Below are 22,334 nucleotides of genomic sequence, written 5' to 3'. Positions count from 1 at the left end.
GCCTGCCCGACCCTCAACCGTCCGGCGTCACCAGACTGACGACGAGCTCGCCGTCGTCGTCGGACGCCGTGTACGCCGCGACGCCGGACACGCCCCCACCCGACACGCACTCCCCGGAACGCAGCCGGAACTGGTGGTTGTGCAGCGGGCACATCACCAGCTCGGCGTCCACGAGCCCGTCCGCGAGCGGGCCGCCCCGGTGCGGGCACACCGCCCGCAACGCAGACAGCCCGCCGGAGCGAGGACGGAACACCGCGACCGGCTCGTCGCCGACCAGGAACGCGCGCCCCTCGCCGAGCGGGATCTGCTCGACCGGCCCGAGCCGCGTCGAGACCGTCTCGCGGCCGCTCACGACCGCACCGGCACCTGCGACAGCGGGATCAGCGGGAGCGAGTCGTGGAACTGCCCCGGGGTCGCCTCGGTCTGGTCCGCCGCCCACGGGTCGGCATAGGCGTCGACGGCCTCCTGCATCCGCACGTCCAGCCCCGCCGCCAGGCCTTCCACGTCGTCGACGACCACGCCGATCAGGTAGTCCAGCCCCATCCGCGGCACGAAGTCGTACGTCCGCTCCAGCCAGTTGGCGTTCTCCCGGTAGTACTGGAGGAACCGGCCCACGAGCGTCAGGGCCTCGTCGTGCGAGTCCACCGTCGCCAGGACGTCGCCCTTCCGGATCGTCGCCCCGGCCGCGCCGCCGACGTAGATCTGCCAGGACCCGCCCTCCACGGCGACCAGACCCACGTCCTTCACCATCGACTCCGCGCAGTTGCGGGGGCAGCCGGAGACGGCGAGCTTCATCTTCGCCGGGCCCTCGACGCCCTTGTAGCGCTCCTCGAGGTCGATCCCGAGCTGGGTGGAGTCACCGAGGCCGAAGCGGCAGAAGTCGGTCCCGACGCACGTCTTCACGGTGCGGAACGACTTCCCGTAGGCCCAGCCCGACGGCATGTCGAGGTCGGCCCACACCTCCCGCAGCTTCTCCTTGGGGACGCCGAGCAGGTCGATGCGCTGGCCACCGGTCAGCTTGACCATCGGGATCTCGTGCTTCTCGGCGACGTCGGCGATCCGGCGCAGCTGGTCGGGCGAGGTCACCCCGCCGGACATCCGCGGGACGACGGAGAACGTGCCGTCGCGCTGGATGTTCGCGTGCACCCGGTCGTTGATGAACCGGCCGTCGCGCTCGTCGACGTAGTCGTCCGGCCACATCATCCGCAGCAGCGCGGTGAGCCCCATCTTGGAGCCGACGTGGTCGCGGCCCTCCGGCGCGAGGGCCTCGAACACCGCCGAGACGCTCTTCAGCCCCCGCGACCGGATCTCCGCCATCAGCGCCGGCTTGTCCAGCGGGATCGCCGGCACGTAGTAGGAGTCGGCCGGATCCGCCACGCCCGCCCCACCCGAGGCGGCCTCGACGACCTCCGTCACCAGCCCCTTGCACGACCCGCACCCCTTGCCCGCCCGCGTCGCCGCCATGCACGCCGACACCGACTCGGCGCCGTCGTGCACGCACCCCACGAGGTCGCCCTTGGAGACGCCGTTGCAGTGGCAGATCTGGGTGTCGTCGGGCAGGTCGGCGGCGGAGGCGGCGTCCTCGGCGGATCCGAGGTCGAACAGCAGCTTGACGCGCTCGGCGGGCAGCGCCGAGCGGGAGTCGAACGCCTGCGTCAGCGCGGCGACCTTCGAGACGTCGCCGACCAGCGTCGCCCCGATCAGCGTCCCCTCCCGGATCACGACTGTCTGGTAGACGCCGCGTCCGGTCTCGGAGAACTGCACGAACTCGTCGGACTCCCGCTCCGGGGTCTTCACCCCCATCTGCGCGACGTCGACGCCCGCCACCTTCAGCTTCGTCGCCAGCCGCGAGCCGTGGTACTCGGCGTCGGGGTTCGCACCGGTGACGACGTCGGCGAGGACCGCGGCCTGCTCCCACAGCGGCCCGACGACGCCGTAGACCTCGCCGCGGTGCTGCGCGCACTCGCCGACCACGAAGATGTCGTCGTCGTCCACCGAACGCATCCGGTCGTCGACGACGATCGCCCGTTGGGTCTCGAGCCCGGACACCATCGCGAGCCCGATGTTCGGCCGGATCCCGGCGGTGACCACGACGGTGTCGCAGGCGAGCGTCGAGTCGTCGGTGAACCGCACGCCGGAGACGGCGCCACCCTCGACGAGGATCTCGGTCGTCTTCACGCCGAGGTGCATGTGCATGCCCATGCCCTCGAGCTTCGAGCGCAGCACCTTCGACGCCTCGGCCTCGAGCTGCTGGTTCATCAGCACCTCGGTGGGGTGGACGACGTGCACCGCGAGGCCGTGCGCCTGCAGGCCGGCCGCCGCCTCCAGCCCGAGCAGGCCCCCGCCGATCACGACGGCGGTGTGCCGCCCCTTGACGTGGCGGAGCATCCCGGTCGCGTCCTCGAGACTGCGGAAGCCGAACACGCCCGGGGTGAGCTCGGTGTCGCCGGCCCACATGCCGTCCATGGGCGGGAAGAACGAGCGGCTGCCGGTGGCGAGGATCAACGTGTCGTACGGGGTCACGGACCCGTCGTCGCCGTAGACGACCTTCGCGTGCCGGTCGATCCGGACCACCCGGACGCCCGCGTGCAGTGCGATGCCGTTCTCGTCGTACCAGCTGCGCGGGTTGAGGAAGATCTCGTCATCGTCGGTGTCCTCCGCGGCGGCGTTCGCCAGGACCTCCGACAGGAGGATCCGGTTGTAGTTGCCGTACGGCTCGTCCCCGAACACCGTGATCGCGAACCGCTCGCCGCCCCCACGGGCGAGGATCTCCTCGAGCGCCCGGGCCCCGGACATGCCGTTCCCGACGACGACGAGCCGCGCGCGCCCGTCGGCTGCCTCCGCCGCCGTCACTCAGACCTCCACCAGACCGCAGTCGACGACGAGGGTCCCGGTCGCCCCGACCGGCGCGGCGTAGTGCAGCTCGACCGAGCTGCCGGCCAGCAGGTCCTCGACGACCCGCAGCGACACGTGCATGTCCGCCTTGGCGCCGATCGGCAGCCAGCGCGCCGGTGCCCCGTCGAACACCAGCACCAGCGAGGCGAGCTCGTCGGAGGAGTTGCCCGCGCGGACGTAGAGCACCTGGCCGGTCACGCCCTCCGGCACGGTGTAGGTCAGCGAGGGGTGCAGCAGGGCCGGCTTGTCCAGTCCCTGCCCCTCGAACGCGAAGGCACCCTGCAGGAACCGTGGCGTGGTCATCATGGGGAGGCGTCCTCTCCGGCGGGGTGGTGGGCAGGCGCGGCCTCGACGGACACCGCGCAGATCTTGAACTCGGGCATGCGCGACGCCGGGTCGAGCGCCGGGTTGGTCAGGGCGTTGACCGTCTGGTCGCCCGACCAGTGGAAGGGCGCGAACACGGTGTCGGGCCGGATGGTCGAGGCGAACCGCGCGCGCAACCGCGCCGTCCCGCGGCGGCTGCGCAGCACCACGTCCGCTCCGTCGGCGATCCCGAGCCGCGCGGCGAGGTCGGGATGGATGTCGACGACGGGCTCCGGCTCGGCGTCGAGCAGCGCCTTCGTGCGACGGGTCTGCGTGCCGGACTGGTAGTGCGCGCGGGACCGGCCGGTGGTCAGCCGGTACGGGTACTCGGCGTCGGGCTCCTCGGCGGCCGCCCGGTGGTGCACGACGTGGAACCGCGCGCGGCCGTCCGGCGTCGCGAACCGCTCCCGGAACAGGCGGGGCGTGCCCGCGTGGGCCTCGTCGGGGCAGGGCCAGAACACGCCGCGCTCGGCCTCGATGCGGGCGTAGGAGATGCCCGCGTAGTCCGCCTTCCCGCCCGACGAGGCGCGGCGCAGTTCGTCGAAGACGGTCTCGGGGTCGTCGGAGAAGAACTGCCCGCGGCCGAGGCGAGCGGCCAGGTCGGCGAGGACGGACAGGTCGGAGCGGACGCCGTCGGGAGCCCGCGCGGCGCGCCTGCGGCGCAGCACCCGGCCCTCGAGGTTGGTCATCGTGCCCTCCTCCTCGGCCCACTGGGCGCAGGGCAGGACGACGTCGGCGAGCTCCGCGGTCTCGGACAGGAAGAGGTCGGAGACGGCGAGGAAGTCGGTCTCGGCGAGCCGCTCACGCACGTGGTCGGCCCGCGGCGCGCTGACCGCGACGTTCGAGGCCATGATCAGCAGCGCCCGGACGCCGCCGTCGGTGCCGAGCCGGTCGAGCATCTCGTAGGCCGAGGCGCCGGGCTTCGGGAGCTCGTCGGGGTCGATGCCCCAGACGCCCGCGACGTGGGCGCGCGCCTCCGGGTCGGCGAGCATCCGGTAGCCGGGCAGCTGGTCGGCCTTCTGGCCGTGCTCGCGCCCGCCCTGCCCGTTGCCCTGCCCGGTCACCGTCGCCCAGCCCGAGTACGGCCGGCCGGGGAGCCCGAGGGCCAGCGCCAGGTTGATCCAGGCCAGCGCGGTGTCGGAGCCCTTCGCGTGCTGCTCGGCGCCCCGCGCGGAGAGGATCATCGTCGCGCGGGACTCGGCGAGCATCCGCACCGCGCGCTCCATGACCCGCACCGGCACCCCGGTGATCCGCTCCACACGGTCCGGCCAGTACTGCCGCGCCGCCCGGCGCACCGCGTCCCACCCGGTGGTCCGGTCCGCGACGTAGGTGGTGTCGACCAGCCGGTGCTTGATCGCCAGGTGGAGGAGCCCGTTGGCCAGCGCCAGGTCCGTGCCGGGCACCGGCTGGAGGTGGACGTCGGACGCGGCGGCGGTCGCGGTGTAGCGGGGGTCCACGACGAGGTGCTGCGCGCCGCGCTCCCGGCCGGCGGCGAACCAGCGCATCGCCGGCGGCATGGTGTCCGCCGGGTTGGAGCCGACGAGCATGACGGTGTCGGCGCGCGCGATGTCGGCGAGCGGGAACGGCATCCCGCGGTCGATCCCGAAGGCCTTGTTCGACGCGGCCGCGGCGCTCGACATGCAGAAGCGCCCGTTGTAGTCGACCGAGGCGCTGCGCAGCGCGACCCGGACGAACTTCCCCGCCTGGTAGGCCTTCTCGTTGGTCAGGCCGCCGCCGCCGAACAGGCCCGCGGCGTCCGCCCCGAACCGCTCCTGGGCGACCGTGAAGCCCGTGACGACCCGGTCGAGGGCCTCGTCCCACGTCGCCTCGCGGAAGGGTTCGTTCCGCGCGTCCCGCACCAGGGGCGTCGTGAGGCGGTCGGGGTGCGCGAGCAGCTCCGCCGAGCTGAGCCCCTTCTCGCAGAGCCCGCCGCGGTTCGTCGGGAAGTTCGCGCCCTCGACCGTGAAGCCGCCGCCCGCCGTCTCGGGACGTGCCGTCAACGTCATGCCGCACTGCAGCGAGCAGTACGGGCAGTGCGTCGCGACCGGACCGGTCGACGCGCCGACGAGGGGGAGTGACACGGGGCCCACGTTCCGTGCGAGGCGTTTCCGGGAGATGACACGGGCGCTACAGCTGGGCGAGCCACCGTGTGCACGGCGTACCGGGGTGCGAGCCGGGCCACGCGCACCGGAACAGGAGTGACGTGGGTCTCGTTCTGGCGCTGAACGTCCAGGTCGTGCGGCGCGCGTCATCTCGATCGTTCAGCCTGGAAGAACGAGGCGTGGATCACACTCCTGAGGTGGGGCGGCGGTTAACCTCCGCCGGACGGTTGCGGAGCGACTCAGCAGCCGTGGAGCGGGACGGCCTGACGAGAGGTGGCGCGAGGGTGCGCATCGGTGTCCCCCGGGAGACCCGGGACCACGAGACGCGGGTGGCGGCCACCCCCACCACGGTGGCGGGGCTGCAGAAGCTGGGCTGGTCGGTGATCGTCGAGCCGGGGGCGGGGGAGGATTCGTCGTTCCCCGACGAGGCCTACACCGAGGCCGGGGCGGAGCTCGGCGACCCCTGGGGCGCGGAGGTGGTGTTCGCGATCAACACGCCGCCCCCGGACGACCTCGCACGGCTCCAGGAGGGCGCGACGCTGGTCTGTCGCGTCGGCCCGGCCCAGAACTCCGACCTGGTCGAGGACCTGGCCGGCCGCGGCATCACGGTGCTGGCCACGGACGCGGTGCCCCGCATCTCCCGGGCACAGTCGCTCGACGTGCTCAGCTCGATGGCCAACATCGCGGGCTACCGCGCGGTGATCGAGGCGGCGAACCACTTCGGGCGCTTCTTCACCGGGCAGATCACCGCGGCGGGCAAGGTGCCGCCGGCGAAGGTCCTGGTGGCGGGCGCCGGGGTCGCGGGCCTCGCCGCGATCGGGGCGGCCTCGTCGCTCGGTGCGGTCGTCCGTGCGACCGACCCCCGCCCCGAGGTCGCCGACCAGGTCGGCTCGCTCGGCGGGGAGTACCTCGAGGTCGTCGTCGAGGGCGAGGAGGCCGAGAAGTCCTCCGACGGCTACGCGAAGGCCACCTCCGAGGCCTACGATCGGCGGGCCGCTGAGATCTATTCCGAGCAGGCCGCCGACGTCGACATCGTCATCACCACGGCCCTGATCCCCGGGAAGGCCGCGCCGCGGCTGATCACCGCCGCCGACGTCGCGGCGATGAAGCCGGGCAGCGTCGTCGTGGACATGGCGGCGGGCAGCGGCGGCAACGTCGAGGGCTCGCGGCCCGACGAGGTCGTCGTCACCGACAACCAGGTGACGATCCTCGGCGACACCGACCTCGCGACGAAGCTGCCGACGCAGGCGAGCCAGCTCTACGGCCAGAACCTGGTCAACCTCATGAAGCTGCTGACGCCGGAGAAGGACGGTCAGCTGGTCCTCGACCTCGAGGACACGGTGCAGCGCGGGATGACCGTGGCCCACGACGGCGAGGTCCTGTGGCCGCCGCCCCCGGTGCAGGTCTCGGCGGCCCCGGCCGCGGCGGAGGCCAAGGAGCCGGAGCCCGAGCCGGAGCCCAAGGAGCCCCGCTCGCCCGCCTGGCGCTACGGGGCGATCGCGGTCGGGCTCGCGCTGCTGTTCGTGGCGACCGCGTTCGCCCCGGCCGAGCTCGCCGTCAACCTCACGGTGTTCGTGCTCGCCGTGGTGATCGGCTACTACGTGATCGGCAAGGTCCACCACGCCCTGCACACGCCGCTGATGTCGGTCACCAACGCCATCTCCGGCGTCGTGATCGTCGGCGCGCTGCTGCAGTTCGGGAAGCACAGCCTCGTCGTCTCGATCCTCGCGGGGATCGCGATCGTGCTGGCCAGCATCAACATCGTCGGCGGCTTCGCCGTGACCCGCCGGATGCTCTCGATGTTCACCACCGACCCGAAGGCGGCGCAGTGAACCCGCAGACCGCGGCGACCGCCGCCTACATCGTCGCCGCGCTGCTCGTCGTCATGAGCCTCGCGGGCCTGTCCAAGCACGAGACGGCGCGGGCGGGTGTCGTCTACGGCATCGCCGGGATCGCGATCGCGCTGGTGGCGACCGTGGTCGAGGTGGCGCAGTCGCTCCAGGCCGGGGCGATCGCCCTGCTGCTGGGCGGCTTCGTGATCGGTGGCGCGATCGGGCTCTGGCGGGCCCGGGTCGTCGAGATGACCGGCATGCCCGAGCTGATCGCGCTGCTGCACTCGTTCGTCGGGCTGGCGGCCGTGCTCGTCGGCTGGAACGGCTACCTCGAGGTCGAGGCGGTCGGCCCCGCGCAGACCGAGGTGCCGGCCGAGCTGCTCGGCATCCACTCGGTCGAGGTCGGCGTCGGCGTGTTCATCGGCGCGGTGACGTTCACCGGCTCGATCGTCGCGTTCGGCAAGCTCTCCGGGCGGATGAAGTCACGCCCGCTGAGCCTGCCGGGCAAGAACGTGCTGAACCTCGGCGCGCTGGTCGCCTTCGTCGGGCTCACCGTGGCGTTCACGATCTCGCCCGGGCTCGGCGTGATCATCGCGCTCACCGCGGTGGCGCTGGCGCTCGGGTGGCACCTCGTCGCCTCGATCGGCGGCGGCGACATGCCGGTCGTCGTGTCGATGCTCAACAGCTACTCGGGCTGGGCGGCCGCGGCGTCGGGCTTCCTGCTCGACAACACGCTCCTGATCGTCACCGGGGCGCTCGTCGGCTCCTCCGGTGCGTACCTCTCCTACATCATGTGCACCGCGATGAACCGCTCGTTCATCGCGGTGATCGCCGGCGGCTTCGGGGTGGAGTCGGGGACCGCCGCCGACGTCGAGGGTGAGCACCACGAGGTCCAGGCCGAGGAGGTCGCGGAGCTCTTGCGGCAGGCCTCGTCCGTCATCATCACCCCTGGCTACGGCATGGCGGTGGCGCAGGCGCAGTACCCGGTCGCCGAACTGACGAGCAAGCTGCGGGACAAGGGCGTCGAGGTGCGCTTCGGCATCCACCCGGTGGCCGGGCGCCTCCCGGGGCACATGAACGTGCTGCTCGCCGAGGCGAAGGTCCCCTACGACATCGTCCTCGAGATGGACGAGATCAACGACGACTTCCCGGAGACGTCGGTCGTCCTGGTCATCGGGGCGAACGACACCGTCAACCCGGCCGCCGAGGAGGACCCCAACAGCCCCATCGCCGGCATGCCGGTGCTGCGGGTGTGGGAGGCCGAGAACGTCATCGTGTTCAAGCGCTCCATGGCGGTCGGCTACGCCGGGGTGCAGAACCCGCTGTTCTTCAAGGAGGCCACCTCGATGATCTTCGGGGACGCGAAGCAGCGGGTCGAGGACATCATCTCGGCCCTGTAGGTGCGCTCCGCGCTCGTGAGCACAAATTGACGCTCCGGCATCAATTTGTGCTCACGAGCCGCAAGGCACCCAGGGCCTCCGCGACCAGCTGCAGCGACTGCCGGCGCTCGGCACCGTCGTGGATCGCCGTCGTGATCATCAGTTCGTCGGCGTCGGCCTCGCGGGCCTTGCGCATCAGGTCCTCGGCGACCTCCTCCGGCGTGCCCACCGACACCTTGCTCGCCATGCCCTGCGCGACGCGCTCCTCGGCGGCGCTCCAGTCGTGCGCGGCGGCCTCCTCGGGGCTGGGCAGCGGGCCCGGGGTGCCGGTGCGCAGGCGCGCCATCGACAGCGCGTTCGCGCGGCCGAGCTGCTGGGCGCGCTCGGCGTCGGGGTGGGCGATCGCGGCCGCGCCGAGGATGACGTGCGGCTCCTGCGCGCCGGAGCCCTCGCTCGGGCGGAAGCCCTCGCGGTAGATCCGCGTGGCCTCGCCGGCGTCCGCGCCGCCGAAGTGCCCGGCGTAGGCGAATCCGGTCCCGAACGCCGCGGCCGCCTGGGCGCCGTAGTAGCTGGACCCGAGGATCCACACCGGCGGCAGCGGGACGTCGTCGGGAAGCGCCACGATCCCGCGGAACGGGTGCTCGGGGTCGAAGCCGTCGACGTAGCCGCGCAGCTCGGCGAACTGGTCGGGGAAGTCGTCCGCGGTCAACGCCTGGTGGGAGCGGCGCAGCGCGATCGCGGTGCGCGGGTCGGTCCCCGGCGCTCGGCCGAGCCCGAGGTCGATGCGGTCCGCGAAGAGGCCGTTCAGCGCTCGGAAGGTTTCGGCGACCTTCAGCGGGCTGTGGTTGGGCAGCATGATCCCGCCGGAGCCGACCCGGATGGTGCTCGTCGCGGACGCCACCGCCGAGATCATCACCTCGGGGCTCGAGCTCGTGACGCTCGCGATGTTGTGGTGCTCGGCGAGCCAGTACCGCCGGTAACCGGCCGCCTCGGCGGTGCGGGCGAGCTCGACGGTGTCGTGCAGGGCCTGCGAGGCGGGCGTGCCGGAGGGGATCGGCGAGAGATCGAGAACCGAGATCGGGATGCCCATGTCGGTGCCAACGCGACCGCCCCGGCCGGTCATTCCGGCCGCCCGGCCCGGACCTTGAGTCGTGGACTTCTGACCGGGGAGGGCAGCCGGTGGATGCCGCCGCGGCACCCACCGACGCCGGCTCCATCAGGGTGCGTCCGGGATCCGCACCGCGCAGGCGTTCGTCGCCTCGGCGGTCACGCCGTCGAGATCCGTCCGCACGGTGGCGTGGAACCGGCTGATCAGCTGATCCAGTCCCACGGTGAAGGAGATCTCCATGATCTGCTTCGTGTCGAAGTGCTCCTGCAGGTTCGCGTAGATCTCATCGGTGATCGGCTGCATCCAGGTGGATGTCCGCGCGAACACGATGATCGCTGCCTCGGCGGGCGAGAACATGCCCTCCGGGAGCGGGTCGTCGAGGAGGTGCGACATCTCCTCGTCGGTCAACCCCGATGCTCGACCGAGCACCACGTGGGTCGGCGTTCAATAGAAGCAGTTGTTGGCGACCGCACTGGTCAGGTACGGCAGCTCCCGCTGACGCGTGGTCGGCAGCGAGTTCTGGAAGTACACGGTCTCCAGGAACGTGAAGAGCTGCTCCATCGCCGTCGGGTGGTTGGCCAGGGCGCGGTGGACGTTGAGCACGCCCACCTCCGGCTGGGCGTCGGCCACCGACTCCAGCAGGGCCCTGGCGTGCGGGTCGAGCCCGGGGTCGTCGGGGTTCGGGAGCGGTACGCGGGCCACGGGGGCACCTTCCTGTCGGGATCAGCTGACGGGTTCCGATGGTCAGGAAGGTTTGTTACGACGAGGTTGTGTGCGATTCACATCGGTGGCGAGAGCACCGTCAGGAGGTCCTCGCGCCCGAACATCCGGGCGGTGTCGACGGCCGTCGGGTGACCGGCCACCGGGTCGGCGCCGCCGTCCACGAGCGCACGCACCACGTCGTCCTCACCCTTGAACACCGCGCCGGCGACCGGGGACTGGCCGCGGTCGTTGAGCCGGTTGACGTCCGCACCCCGCGCGACGAGCGCCCGGACCGCCTCGGCGTGACCGTGGTACGCCGCGAGCATGACCAGCGTGTCCCCGGAGTCGTTCGTGAGGTTCACCGGGACGCCGGCGTCGACGTAGGTCGCCAGGCTCGCGGCGTCGCCGGTACGGGCCATCTCGAAGACCCGGCCGGCGAGCTCGGCGACGTCGGCCGGGGGCTCGTCGTCGGGGGCGGGCTCGTCGTCGGGGGCGGGCTCGTCGCTCATGGCCCGCAGGATAGGTCGGGCGGCGGCGCGGGAAACGTGCTCAGCGGGACAGCGGCGCCGCGACGTCCGGATCCGGCGTGGGCTCGGGGGTGTCCTCGCCGTCGTCGTCGCGCCCCCACCCGCAGTACGGGCACCAGGGCTCGATCCGGCGGTGGACGACGGTCAGGGCCATGGTGCCCAGCGGCAGGACCAGCACGAGGTCGCCCCAGCCGGGCCGGATCAGCAGCCCGGCGGTGACGCCGACCGCCGCGACGACGACGAGCACCGCGACCCCCGACGCCGTCGTCGCCGAGTGGAAGAGCCGCAGCCAGCGCCGACGACGCTCCACCGCCCGCGCCGGGTCGGCCGGGCTCTCGGCGAGGCAGCGCAGGCACAGCCGGTCGTCGTGGGCCAGGGTGAACAGCTGCACGACGATGAAGACGACGACGGCGGCCAGCGAGACCACGCTGCTCTGCTGCGCGTCGGTGAATCCGGCCCCGATCGCGACCGCGATGAGCGGCCCACCGAGCAGCAGCGGGTGGTGCGCGACGAAGGAGCGGACACGGACGAGCCGCGACGGCCCGTCGTCGGCCTCGACGTCGACCATGGGTGGGCCCTCGTGCTCGTGCCGGTTCATGCCCACCACCCCTCCCCGCGGCGTCGCGACCGCGTCGTGAAAGCAGCGTATGGCGCGATCACGCCGGATGCGACAGGCCGGAGCGGATCCGTCCCGACGGCGCAGTGATCGGTCACCCACGCGCCACGAGCAGCGGCACGAGCTGCTCTGCCGGGGTCAGCGACCCGTGATGCCCGACGAGCGCGGTCTCCCGCGGCTCGATGCGCGAGCGGACCAGCGTCCAGTTCCCCCGCGCGGCGGCCACGACCTCGCCGATCCGGCCGCGCGCCGCGTCGGTCACGGTCGGCCCGAACCAGCCCGCCGCGATCGCCTCCTCGCGTCCCATCACCCAGGCCTTCCCGTCCAGCTCGCCGCGCCAGGTGTCCAGGACGTCGCCGGCCGCGCCGTCCGCGGCGTGGACGTGCCGGACCCGGGTCTCGCCCGCGAGCCGGCGCACCCCGGTCAGCAGGTCCGGACTGGTGTCGATGTCGACCTGCCAGCCGCGGTCGGTCGCGACCATCCCGTGGTCGGCGACGACGAGCAGCACCGCGCCCGGGCGCAGGCACTCCGCGATCGCCGCGACGAGCCGGTCGACGATCTGGAGCTGCATCCGCCACGGCAGGCTCCCCGGGCCGTGCTGGTGGCCGATCATGTCGAGGTCGCCGTGGTAGCCGTAGCAGAGCGCACGCTCCTCGGGCTCCACCGCGAGCCCGTGCAGGAACTCCGCGGCCAGGTCCCCGAGCGCCGACACCCCGTGGAACCGTCCGCCGCGCAGCGCGGCCCGGGTCAGCCCGGAGCGCCGCTGGATCTCCGGTGCCACCCGCGTGACCGCGACCCCGGCCCGCAGCGCCCGCTGCAGCACGGTGGGCTCGGGCTGGACGTCCTCGGGCGGGAGGTCGGCGAGCAGGTCGACCGGGTCGACGGCGCCGTGCGCGCACCAGCGCAGGGTGTTCAGGACGAGGTCGGCCTCGGCCGTGGGGTCCGCGGGCGGCGGGACGGCCATCGAGTAGCCCTCGATGCCGTGCGCCCCGGGGACCAGCCCGGTGCCCAGCGAGGTGATGCTGACGGCCGTCGTCGAGGGGAAGCACGAGGTCAGCCGGCGGGAGTCCGGGGCGGTCGCGAGCGCGTTGAGGGCCGGGGCGTCGTGCGGGTGCGACGCGAGGAGCTCGGCGCCCAGGCCGTCGACGAGCAGCACCCCGGCCGCGGTGACGTCCCCGCGGTGGCGCGCGACGCCGAGGGTGTCGCTGAACCCGTCGACGTCGAGCGCCGCCGCCGCCGACGGCATCACCTCGGCGAGCGTGCCGTGCCCGTAGGCGGGGAGGAACGGCTCGTCCATCCCGGCCACGGTCATGGCGGGTGATCGTAGGGCGCGTTGCTCGGTGGCGGGTGCGGCACGGCCCGGATCATCCGTTGCCCGCAGTCGAGGGGCACACCCGGCAGGTCCGCGCGCCGTAGGACCTGCCCGGTGTGCTCCTGATCAACGGGGAGACCCCTACACCGACGAGACGACGTCCGGCGTCGTCGACTCCGGGACCTTCGTCGCGTGGTAGTCGGCCCCGCGGGTGTGGTCGACGCCCTCGGGCGAGCGGTAGGCCCGCAGGGCGAGGGTGACGACGACGGCCACGACCAGGTTCGCGATCAGCGCCACCGCGCCGACGTAGATCTGCACCATCGAGCCGCCGAACGGGTGCCAGCCGAAGAGGTTCAGCTTGCCGAGCGCCAGCGCGGACCCGCCGAAGTGCTGCTTGCCGCCCTGAGCGGGGTTCGGGATCCCGTAGAGGATGATCATGCCCCAGATCAGCCCGACCGCCCAGCCGGCGAGCAGCGCCCAGCGGTGGAACCAGCGGGTGTAGAGCGCGATCGCCACGGCGGGAAGCGTCTGCAGGATGATCACGCCGCCGATCAGCTGCAGGTCGACCGAGAACTGCGGGTCGACGCCGACGATGAACAGCACCGCGCCGACCTTGACCACCAGCGACGCGAGCTTGGCCTGGCGGGCCTCGTCGCGCGGGGTGGCGTCGCGGCGCAGGAACTCCTTGTAGATGTTGCGGGTCCACAGGTTCGCCGCGGCGATCGACATGATCGCGGCGGGCACCAGCGCGCCGATCCCGATCGCGGCGAACGCGACCCCGGCGAACCAGGACGGGAACTGGCCGGCGAACAGCGCCGGGACGATGGTGTTGGAGTCGGCCTTGCCGGTCGAGCCGTTGACGATCGGCTGGGTCTTCGCCGCGATCGCGACGTAGCCCAGCAGCGCGAGCAGGGCCAGCAGGAACGAGTAGGCCGGCAGCGCGGTCATGTTCCGGCGGATCGTCGCGCGGCTCGAGCTCGAGAGCACCCCGGTGACCGAGTGCGGGTAGAGGAACAGCGCCAGCGCCGAGCCCAGGGCCAGCGTGGCGTACTGGAGCTGGTTGTTCGCCGAGAGCAGCGTCGAGCCCGCGGGCTGACCCGTCGTCGGGGACGGCTTCGCGAGCTTGGCCTGCCCCGCGTCGATGATCGCGCCCCAGCCGCCGAGCTTGCTGGGCAGGTAGATGATCGCCACGATGATGACGACGTAGATCAGGACGTCCTTGACGACCGCGATCAGCGCGGGCGCGCGCAGCCCCGACTGGTAGGTGTAGGCCGCGAGCACCACGAACGCCACGAACAGCGGCGCGTGGCCCCAGAACCCGGAGCCGTTGAGCCCGATGGTGCGCAGCACCGCCTCGAGCCCCGCGAGCTGCAGGGCGATGTACGGCATCGTCGCGACGATCCCGGTGATCGCGATCGCCAGCGCCAGCACCGGCGAGTCGTAGCGGCCACGGACGAAGTCGGCCGGGGTCACGTAGCCGTGCACCCGCGAGACCGACCACAACCGCAGCAGCGGCAGCAGGACCAGCGGGAACGCGATGATCGTGTAGGGCACCGCGTAGAAGCCGAGCGCCCCGGAGGAGAACAGCAGCGCCGGGATCGCGACGAAGGTGTAGGCGGTGTAGAGGTCACCGCCGAGCAGGAACCACGTGATCCACGAGCCGAACCGCCGCCCGCCGAGCCCCCACTCGTCGAGGTGGTCGGGATCGCCCGCACGCCGCCAGCGGCTGGCCATGAACCCCATGACCGCCACCGCGGCGAACAGCAGCACGAACACGACCAGCTGCACGACCTGCGCGCCCGTCATCGGTCGCCCTCCTCGTCGGTGCGGCGGGTGAGCAGGTGGACGGCGAGCGTGCAGAGGATCCCGAGCGGGATCACCGCCATCTGGAACCAGTAGAAGAACGGCAGGCCGGCCAGGCGCGGCTCGGTCGTGTTGAACAGCGGCGTGATGAGGCTGATCAGCGGGACGAGCAGCAGCAGGTTCCACGCGCGGAACCGGAAGGCCGGTGCGGCCGGGGCGGGATCGGTGGCCGCGGCACTGGTCGCCGACGGATCCGGTGGGGGCGGGGCACTGATGGACATCGGCGGCGGATCCTTCGTTCCGGCAGTGGACCCGCGGATGTTAAGTCCCCGTGCGTTGTCACACCAGGTGCTGTTACCGCCCCGTAGCGTCCTCGGTCGGCTCGGCGGTGGTCGGGGCGGGCCGTTCGCGCCGGCGCTTCCGGACCTCGCGCCAGACGACGACGGCGACGACCAGCAGGACGATCGGCAGCGGACCCCACGCGAGGTACTGCGCCACCTGGTGCAGGCTCGCCGCGAAGATGTACCCGAGCAGCACACAGGCGCTGCCCCAGAGGATGCCGCCCACGGCGTTCCAGGGCAGGAACGTGCGCAGGTAGGGCATGCGGGCCATGCCGGCGAGCCCCGGCACCAGGGCCCGGAGCAGCGCGGTCCCGCGCCCGAGCAGGACGGCCTTCCCGCCGTGCCGGTTCAGGAACTCCTCGCCCGACCGCCAGCGGCTCTCCCCGACGAAGCGCCCGAGCCGGGACCCCTGCAGCCGCGGACCGATCGCCCGCCCGACCTCGTAGCCCACGGAGTCGCCCGCGATGGCGCACACGATCGCCACGATGATCATCGGGACGAGCGAGATGATCCCCTCGTGCGCGGCGAACCCGGCGACCAGGAGAGCCGTCTCGCCCGGCAGCACGACGCCGATCATGATCGCGGCCTCGGCGAACGCCAGCCCGCCGGCGATCACGTACAGCCAGCCGCCGACGCTCTCGCCGATCGCACGCAGGAAGTCGAGCACGCCGTCCATGGTGCCCGGTCGGGATGTTCCGCGGATGAGGACCACCGGACGGGACGCCCCCGGAACGAGCGAAGGGCCCCTCCGGTCGAGTAGATCGACCGGAGGGGCCCTTCGCTCAGAGAGAGGTCAGGCGCCCAGCCGCTGCTTCAGGGCCTCGAACTCGTCGCGCATGGAGGTCGGCAGCTTCTCCCCGATCGAGTCGAACCACTCCTCGATCAGCGGCAGCTCCGCCAGCCACTCCTCGCGGTCGAAGCTCAGCGAGGCCTCGATGTCCTCCAGCGGCTCGACGACGCCGTCGAGGTCGATCTGGTCGGCGCTCGGGATGTGCCCGATGGGCGTCTCCGTCGCGGCGGCCGTGCCCTCGAGGCGCTGGATGACCCACTTGAGGACGCGGCTGTTCTCGCCGAAGCCGGGCCAGAGGAACCGGCCGTCGTCGCCGCGGCGGAACCAGTTCACGTAGAAGATCTTCGGCAGCTTGTCGGCATCGGCACCCTTGCCCATGTCGATCCAGTGCTGGAAGTAGTCGCCGACGTTGTAGCCGATGAACGGGATCATGGCCATCGGGTCGCGACGGACCTCGCCGACCTTGCCCTTCGCGGCCGCCGTCTTCTCCGAGGAGAGCGTGGCGCCCATGAAGGTGCCGTGCTGCCAGTCGAACGCCTCGTTGACCAGCGGGATCGTCGTCTTGCGACGCCCGCCGAACAGGATCGCCGAGATCGGCACGCCGTTCGGGTCGTCCCACTCGTCGGCGAGGATCGGGCACTGGCTCATCGGCGTGCAGTAGCGCGAGTTCGGGTGCGCCACCGGCTCGCCGCCGTCGGAGGGCGAGCGGTGCACGCCCTTCCAGGAGGTCACGGCGTCGGGCTCGCCCTCCATGCCCTCCCACCAGATGTCCTTGTCGTCGGTGAGGGCGACGTTGGTGAACAGCGAGTTGCCGCGCTCGATGGTGCGCATCGCGTTCGGGTTGGTCTTCCAGTTGGTGCCCGGCGCGACGCCGAAGAAGCCGGCCTCGGGGTTGACCGCGTAGAGGCGGCCGTCGTCGCCGAAGTGCATCCAGGCGATGTCGTCGCCGAGCGTCTCGACCTTCCAGCCGGGGATGGTCGGCTCGAGCATCGCGAGGTTCGTCTTGCCGCAGGCCGACGGGAAGGCCGCCGCGACGTAGTACGTCTTCTGCTCGGGGCTGATCAGCTTGAGGATCAGCATGTGCTCCGCGAGCCAGCCCTCGTCACGGGCCATCGCCGAGGCGATGCGCAGCGAGTAGCACTTCTTCCCCAGCAGGGCGTTGCCGCCGTACCCGGAGCCGTAGCTCCAGATCGTCCGCTCCTCGGGGAAGTGGGTGATGTACTTGGTCTCGTTGCAGGGCCACGCCACGTCGGCCTGGCCGGGCTCGAGCGGCGCGCCGACGGAGTGCAGCGCCGGCACCCAGTCGCTGCCCGGCTCGTTCAGACGCTCGTACACGTCGGCGCCGATGCGGGTCATGATGTGCATCGAGATCACGACGTAGGGGCTGTCGGAGATCTCGACGCCGAGCATCGGGCGCTCCGCGTGCGTGGGGCCCATGCAGAACGGGATGACGTACATCGTCCGGCCGGCCATGCACCCGCGGTACAGGTCGGTCATGGTGGCCTTCATCTCGGCCGGGTCCATCCAGTTGTTGGTGACCCCGGCGTCGGCCGGATCGACCGAACAGATGTAGGTGCGCTCCTCGACGCGGGCGACGTCGTCCGGGTCGGAGGCGGCGTAGAACGAGTTCGGCTTGCTCTCGGGGTCGAGCCGAGTGAACGTCCCGGCCTCCACGAGCTCATCGGTGAGGCGCGTCCACTCCTCCTGCGACCCGTCCGCCCACACCACCCGGTCCGGAGTGGTGAGCTCGGCGACCTGAGCCACCCAGTCCAGCACCTCCTGGCGCTGCAGCGGCGGGTTGTCGAGCCCAGGGATGGTCGGTGCGGCCGTCATGCGTCGTGTCACTCCTCGATCGTCTCGCCGGTCTCCGAGCGACGACCGTGAGGTCGCCAGATGACGGGGCCCCGCCGGAATTCACGGGCACAGGCGGCACCTGGACGCGTGACGGCAAGGCACACCACGCCGTGAGGCCCCGTCGGAGTACTTCGACGTTAACGACAGATGTTGCCGACGGAACCGCTCGGCGGTGTCGAAGGCCTCACTTCCACGATCAAGCTGAACGATTCAGGCTCGGAGTGCCCTGACCAGCCCGGGAAGGGCTTCACCGAGGGGCGACACGAGCCTCACGGTGGCCAGGTCGTCGCCCCGGCTGGGCCCGGTGGTCACGATGGCCACGGGTGTCCCGGCGCGCGCGGCGGCGCGTGCGAAGCGCAGCCCGGACATCACCGCCAGCGACGACCCGAGGACCAGCAGCGCCCGCGCCCGAGCCACCCGCTCGAAGCACGTCGCCACCCGCGGCCGGGGCACCGACTCCCCGAAGAACACCACGTCGGGCTTGAGCGGACCCTCGCCGCAGGCCGGGCAGGCGATCATGGTGAAGCGCTCGACCAGCCCGGGCGGCAGCTCCGCGTCGCCGTCGGGGTTGACCTGGGTGGAGCGCAGCGCGGACACCTCGGCGTCGAAGTCCCGGTTCACGACGGCGAGCCGGTCCTGGATCTCGGCCCGGTCATGGGTCACGGCGCAGGCCAGGCAGACCACGCGCGCGAGCGCACCGTGCAGTTCGACGACGTCGCGGGCTCCCGCGGCCTGGTGCAGGCCGTCGACGTTCTGGGTGATCACGTCGGTGACGAGCCCGGTGCGCTGCAGCGCGGCGACGGCGCCGTGGGCCTCGTTCGGCCGGGCCCGCTCGATCTGCGGCCACCCGACGTGGCTGCGCGCCCAGTACCGGTGCCGGGCGTCGGGGTCGGCGACGAACGCGTCGTAGGTCATCGGGGCGTGCCGGCGCGCCGCGCTCGACGGGCCCCGGTAGTCCGGGATGCCGGAGTCGGTGGAGATCCCGGCGCCGGAGAGCACGCACACCCCGCCGGCTCCGACCAGCGCGGCGAGGCCGCTCTCGTCGCCCCGCAGCGGGACCTCCGCCTCCCACGCCGCCTGTGCGACGGTCCCGGGGGCGCCCGGGTAGCGCATCACCACTCGACCCACGATCTCCATGATGCCTGCGGCATACGTGCGTGTGTTTCCGTGTCCGAGGACGGAAACGCACGCACGGGCGGGTCAGGCCAAGCCGGAGCGCGGCCGCCCGAGCAGGCGCAGGAGCCCGACGATCACGGCGCCGACGGCCAGCCACACCAGGGCCGGCAGCCCGTACGAGACGACGACCTGCAGGGTCGGGTTGCCCAGCAGGAACAGGTTCTGCAGGCCCAGGGTGAGCGAGTCGGCGAGCTCGGTGATCACCCGGGCCACGGTGTTGTCCGGGTTCGCCCCGAGGACGACGAGCACGATGTGCACGATCAGCACGGCGGCGAACAGCCCCGTCACGAGGCGGACGAGCCCGCCGAGGAGCCCGAGGACGCCGCGGATGACGCCCCCGGCGCGCTGTCCGATCGAGCGCGAGCCGGGACGGTCCCCGAGGTCGGTCATGCCAGGCCAGTTTCCCCTCAGGGGGCGCGTCGGCGGCTCCATCGGGGTCACGATCCCATCAAGAGGCCGCTCAGCTGGCCTGCGACACCGAGGACATGTTGAAGTCGGGGATCCGCAGCGGCGGCATCGCGGCGAGGGTGAACCAGTCCTTCCACTCCCGCGGCAGGGTGCGCTCGGTGGCGCCGGCCTCGGTCGCGCGGCGGACGAGGTCGAGCGGCGACTCGTTGAACCGGAAGTTGTTCACCTCGGCGGTGACCTCGCCGTTCTCGACGAGGTAGACGCCGTCGCGCGAGAGCCCGGTGAGCAGCATGGTCTCGGGGTCGACCTCGCGCATGTACCAGAGACAGGTCAGCAGCAGCCCGCGCCGCGTCGAGGCGATCATGTCCCTGAGCGACGCGTCCGAGCCGCCCGTGAGCAGCAGGTTCTCCGACGGCGGCGCGAAGCGGGCCCCGTCGTCGGCGAACTCGGTGGCCGCCGCGCGCGGGTAGGCCAGCTCGTTCACCCGGCCCTCGCGCAGCCAGTCGACCCGCCGCGTCGTCGCGCCGTTGTCGAAGACCGAGAGCTCGTCGCCGGAGCTCGTCGTCGCCAGGACCGGCTCGTAGGCCAGTGCGGGGAAGCCGGGGGCGTCCGGGTCGCCCGCGAGGGTCAGCGGCAGCGCGGTCAGCGCCTCGCCGAGCCGGGTGCCGCCCGCGTGGGACAGCGCGCTGCGGCCCTCCTGCGCGGGCCGCCCACCCATCGACCAGGCCAGGTAGATCATGAAGTCGGCCACGGCGGAGGGCGGCAGGATCGTCTCGTGGCGGCCGGGCTCGACCGCCACCCGGCGCTTCCCCCACGCGAGCCGACCGCGCAGGCCCGCGAGCAGGCCGGGCAGGTCGACGTCGGTGAAGTGGCGGGAGCTCTGTCCGCCCCACACCGAGGACCCGGTCGACGGGTCCTTGAGGTTGACCTCCACCGCGCCGCCGGGGGTCACCCAGCGCCGCCGGACCCCGGCCGTCGTCCCGAGCCAGGTGGTGGTCACGTGGTGATCGGCGAATCCGGCCGACAGGTCCTGGCCGAACGAGTCGCCGAGCGCCTCGGCCAGTCCGCGGAAGACCCCGGCCGAGGTCTCCCCGGCGGCGTCGCCGAAGTCGGTGTCCGCGGGGCCGGACGGCGGGGGCAGCTCGGCGGCGTCGCGGGCGGGGCCGGAGCGCTCGGCGGCGAGCACCGCGGCGCGTACGCCGTGCTCCAGTTCGCTGTCCGCGGCGGCGTGGTCGTCCCCGCCCGTGATCAGCCGGTCGGGTGCGGAGAGCCGGACGACACCGGCTCCCGTGCCGCCGGCGGGCAGCGGGACGAGCAGGACGAGCCCGAGGGTGCGGTCGGTGGTCGCGCCGTTGGTGGTCATCGTGGAGTTCGCCCACCGCAGCACGGCCTCGGAGGTCTCCCGGACGAGCACCGCGGCGCCCGCATCCGGACGGATCCGGGCGACGGTGTCGAGGGCCCGCTCGACCAGAGCGGCGGGGCCCGCGGTCACTTGCCGGCCTCCGCCGCCGTGTTCAGCACGTTGATCCCGCGGAACAGCGCCGACGGGCAGCCGTGGCTGACCGGGGCGACCTGGCCGGGCTGGGCCTTGCCGCAGGTGAACGCGCCCCCGAGCCGCCAGGTCGACGGGCCGCCGACCGCTTCGAGCGCGCCCCAGAAGTCGGTGGTCGTGGCCTGGTAGGCCACGTCCCGCACCTGGCCCGTGAGCTCCCCGCCCGAGATCCGGTAGAAGCGCTGGCCGGTGAACTGGAAGTTGTAGCGCTGCATGTCGATCGACCAGGACCGGTCGCCGACCACGTAGATGCCGTCCTGCACCCGGGAGATCAGCTCCGCGGTGGTCGTGTCGGTGCCGGCGTCCGGCTGCAGCGACACGTTCGCCATCCGTTGCAGGGGCACGTGCCCCGCCGAGTCGGCGTAGGCGCAGCCGTTCGACCGCCCGAGGCCCAGGCGCGGCGCGAACGACCGGTCCACCTGGTAGCCGACCAGCACGCCGTCGCGGATCAGATCGAAGGGGCCGGTCTCGGCGGTGGCGACCCCGTCGTCGTCGTAGGCGACGCTGGCCAGGCCGTGCGGCTCCGTCCGGTCCCCGGTGACCTGCAGGATGTCGCTGCCGTAGCGCAGCGTGCCGAGCTGATCGGGGGTCGCGAAGCTGGTGCCGGCGTAGTTGGCCTCGTAGCCGATCGCGCGGTCGTACTCCGTCGCGTGCCCGATCGACTCGTGGATCACCAGCCACAGGTTCGTCGGGTCGATCACCAGGTCGGTCGGCCCTGCGGTCACCGAAGGCGCGGCGAGCTTCTCCGCGAGCAGGCCCGGCAGCTCGGCGAGCTCGGCGTCCCAGTCCCACCCGGTGCCGGTGAGGTACTCCCAGCCGCGCCCGGCCGGCGGCGCGACGGTGCGCAGCGATTCGAAGCCGCCGCCCTCGCGGTCGACGGCGGTGATGCTGATCCCCGGATCGACGCGGACCCGCTGCTGGGTGGTGACGGTGCCCGCCAGGTCGGCGTAGAAGGTCTGCTCCTTGACCTGCAGGCAGCTGGCCTCGACGTGGTCGACGCCGGGCGCGGCGAGCAGCGCGGCCGAGCGGTCGGTGAGCAGGCCGATCCGGTCGCCGGGGTCGACCGCGAAGGGATCGACGTCGTACGGCGAGACCCACGTGGCGTCGGCGTGGACGGGCTCCGCCGCGAGGCCGACCGATTCGCGGGCGACCGGCGCGAGGGTGGTGGCGACGTCGAGGGCCCGCCGCGCCGTGGCCGCCGCGGTGGCGGTGGTGAGGTCGACGTGGGCGGCGAACCCCCACACCCCACGGTGCAGCACCCGCACCGCCAACCCGACCTCGTCGGTGTCCGAGGAGGCGACGACGCGGGCGTCGCGCAGTTCCAGCGCGGCGCTGCGGATCCGCTGCACGCGGACGTCGGCGTGCTCGGCGCCGCCGGCCCGGGCGACGTCGAGGGCGGCGGCCGCGACCTCGCGCAGCGGCAGGGCCAGGAAGTCGGCGTCCACCTCACGGGTCGCGTCGAGGGGCCGGTTCATCCCCCGCCGCCCCGCTCGCATGCCCGGCCGCTCCGCTCGCCCCGGTGGGCGGCGGCACTGCTCTCGATCGACACGGCCGGACCGTACCCGAGGGGACCG

The 22,334-nt window shown here is 72.6% G+C and carries 20 protein-coding genes; 2 read left to right on the top strand and 18 right to left on the bottom strand.

Going from position 1 to position 22,334, the window contains the following annotated elements; all coding sequences use genetic code 11:
* Positions 1-13: 13 nt before the first annotated feature.
* From LQ327_RS06255 to LQ327_RS06240, 4 genes are read right to left on the bottom strand one after another with little or no spacing between them, the layout of a single operon-like run.
* The gene (locus tag LQ327_RS06255) at positions 14-352 is read right to left on the bottom strand and encodes a Rieske (2Fe-2S) protein (protein WP_230730645.1); all 339 of its coding nucleotides are present in this window, start codon (positions 350-352) and stop codon (positions 14-16) included.
* Complete coding sequence (gene nirB, locus LQ327_RS06250) at positions 349-2,853, bottom strand: nitrite reductase large subunit NirB (RefSeq protein ID WP_230730644.1); 2,505 nt, start codon at positions 2,851-2,853, stop codon at positions 349-351. Before nirB ends, LQ327_RS06255 begins: the two co-directional genes overlap by 4 nt.
* The gene (locus LQ327_RS06245) at positions 2,854-3,198 is read right to left on the bottom strand and encodes a molybdopterin oxidoreductase (protein ID WP_230730643.1); all 345 of its coding nucleotides are present in this window, start codon (positions 3,196-3,198) and stop codon (positions 2,854-2,856) included.
* Positions 3,198-5,339 (bottom strand): molybdopterin oxidoreductase family protein, encoded by a 2,142-nt coding sequence (locus tag LQ327_RS06240; protein ID WP_308286258.1) that lies wholly within the window; start codon positions 5,337-5,339, stop codon positions 3,198-3,200. The genes LQ327_RS06245 and LQ327_RS06240 overlap by 1 nt, the downstream gene beginning before the upstream one ends.
* A gap of 305 nt (positions 5,340-5,644) precedes the next feature.
* Here LQ327_RS06240 and LQ327_RS06235 point away from each other — a divergent pair, with 305 nt between their 5' ends.
* Positions 5,645-7,192: a Re/Si-specific NAD(P)(+) transhydrogenase subunit alpha gene (locus tag LQ327_RS06235; protein ID WP_230730642.1), complete on the top strand. Its 1,548-nt coding sequence runs from the start codon at positions 5,645-5,647 to the stop codon at positions 7,190-7,192.
* A complete protein-coding gene (gene pntB, locus LQ327_RS06230; protein ID WP_308286257.1) occupies positions 7,189-8,592 on the top strand; it encodes a Re/Si-specific NAD(P)(+) transhydrogenase subunit beta in 1,404 nt (467 codons plus the stop codon). Before LQ327_RS06235 ends, pntB begins: the two co-directional genes overlap by 4 nt.
* 40 nt (positions 8,593-8,632) lie before the next feature.
* On the opposite strand, the gene LQ327_RS06225 is transcribed toward pntB, so the two are convergent.
* The 14 genes from LQ327_RS06225 to LQ327_RS06160 all read right to left on the bottom strand — a co-directional run bounded on the left by LQ327_RS06225 (position 8,633) and on the right by LQ327_RS06160 (position 22,235).
* Positions 8,633-9,661, bottom strand: coding sequence for an LLM class flavin-dependent oxidoreductase (locus LQ327_RS06225; protein ID WP_230730641.1), 1,029 nt, complete (start codon positions 9,659-9,661; stop codon positions 8,633-8,635).
* Between the two features lie 126 nt (positions 9,662-9,787).
* Positions 9,788-10,087: a carboxymuconolactone decarboxylase family protein gene (locus LQ327_RS06220; RefSeq protein ID WP_230730640.1), complete on the bottom strand. Its 300-nt coding sequence runs from the start codon at positions 10,085-10,087 to the stop codon at positions 9,788-9,790.
* A gap of 36 nt (positions 10,088-10,123) precedes the next feature.
* A complete protein-coding gene (locus LQ327_RS06215) occupies positions 10,124-10,381 on the bottom strand; it encodes a carboxymuconolactone decarboxylase family protein (protein WP_230730639.1) in 258 nt (85 codons plus the stop codon).
* 77 nt (positions 10,382-10,458) lie between these two features.
* Positions 10,459-10,890 (bottom strand): ankyrin repeat domain-containing protein, encoded by a 432-nt coding sequence (locus LQ327_RS06210; RefSeq protein ID WP_230730638.1) that lies wholly within the window; start codon positions 10,888-10,890, stop codon positions 10,459-10,461.
* 40 nt (positions 10,891-10,930) lie between these two features.
* The gene (locus tag LQ327_RS06205; RefSeq protein WP_230730637.1) at positions 10,931-11,506 is read right to left on the bottom strand and encodes a hypothetical protein; all 576 of its coding nucleotides are present in this window, start codon (positions 11,504-11,506) and stop codon (positions 10,931-10,933) included.
* Positions 11,507-11,618: 112 nt separating this feature from the next.
* Entirely contained in the window at positions 11,619-12,836 is a 1,218-nt protein-coding gene (locus LQ327_RS06200) for an alkaline phosphatase family protein (protein WP_230730636.1), read from the bottom strand.
* 141 nt (positions 12,837-12,977) lie between these two features.
* Positions 12,978-14,642, bottom strand: coding sequence for a monocarboxylate uptake permease MctP (gene mctP, locus LQ327_RS06195; protein WP_230730635.1), 1,665 nt, complete (start codon positions 14,640-14,642; stop codon positions 12,978-12,980).
* Positions 14,639-14,920 (bottom strand): DUF3311 domain-containing protein, encoded by a 282-nt coding sequence (locus tag LQ327_RS06190; protein ID WP_230730634.1) that lies wholly within the window; start codon positions 14,918-14,920, stop codon positions 14,639-14,641. Before LQ327_RS06190 ends, mctP begins: the two co-directional genes overlap by 4 nt.
* Positions 14,921-14,993: 73 nt before the next feature.
* Positions 14,994-15,647, bottom strand: coding sequence for a DedA family protein (locus tag LQ327_RS06185; RefSeq protein ID WP_230730633.1), 654 nt, complete (start codon positions 15,645-15,647; stop codon positions 14,994-14,996).
* 126 nt (positions 15,648-15,773) lie between these two features.
* Positions 15,774-17,603 carry a phosphoenolpyruvate carboxykinase (GTP) gene (locus LQ327_RS06180; protein ID WP_230730632.1) on the bottom strand — a complete coding sequence of 610 codons (1,830 nt, stop codon included), beginning with the start codon at positions 17,601-17,603 and terminating at the stop codon, positions 15,774-15,776.
* A gap of 231 nt (positions 17,604-17,834) precedes the next feature.
* On the bottom strand, positions 17,835-18,761 hold the full coding sequence (locus tag LQ327_RS06175) for an NAD-dependent protein deacetylase (RefSeq protein ID WP_269069143.1): 927 nt from the start codon (positions 18,759-18,761) through the stop codon (positions 17,835-17,837).
* Positions 18,762-18,824: 63 nt separating this feature from the next.
* A complete protein-coding gene (locus tag LQ327_RS06170) occupies positions 18,825-19,190 on the bottom strand; it encodes a hypothetical protein (RefSeq protein WP_230730630.1) in 366 nt (121 codons plus the stop codon).
* Positions 19,191-19,260: 70 nt separating this feature from the next.
* On the bottom strand, positions 19,261-20,700 hold the full coding sequence (locus LQ327_RS06165) for a metallopeptidase TldD-related protein (protein ID WP_230730629.1): 1,440 nt from the start codon (positions 20,698-20,700) through the stop codon (positions 19,261-19,263).
* Positions 20,697-22,235, bottom strand: a complete 1,539-nt coding sequence (locus tag LQ327_RS06160) for a TldD/PmbA family protein (RefSeq protein ID WP_230730628.1) — start codon at positions 22,233-22,235, stop codon at positions 20,697-20,699. Before LQ327_RS06160 ends, LQ327_RS06165 begins: the two co-directional genes overlap by 4 nt.
* Positions 22,236-22,334 lie beyond the last annotated feature (99 nt).

This window comes from Actinomycetospora endophytica, from assembly GCF_021026375.1.
GTDB lineage: Bacteria > Actinomycetota > Actinomycetes > Mycobacteriales > Pseudonocardiaceae > Actinomycetospora > Actinomycetospora endophytica.
This window is presented reverse-complemented; position numbering and strand designations above follow the sequence as displayed.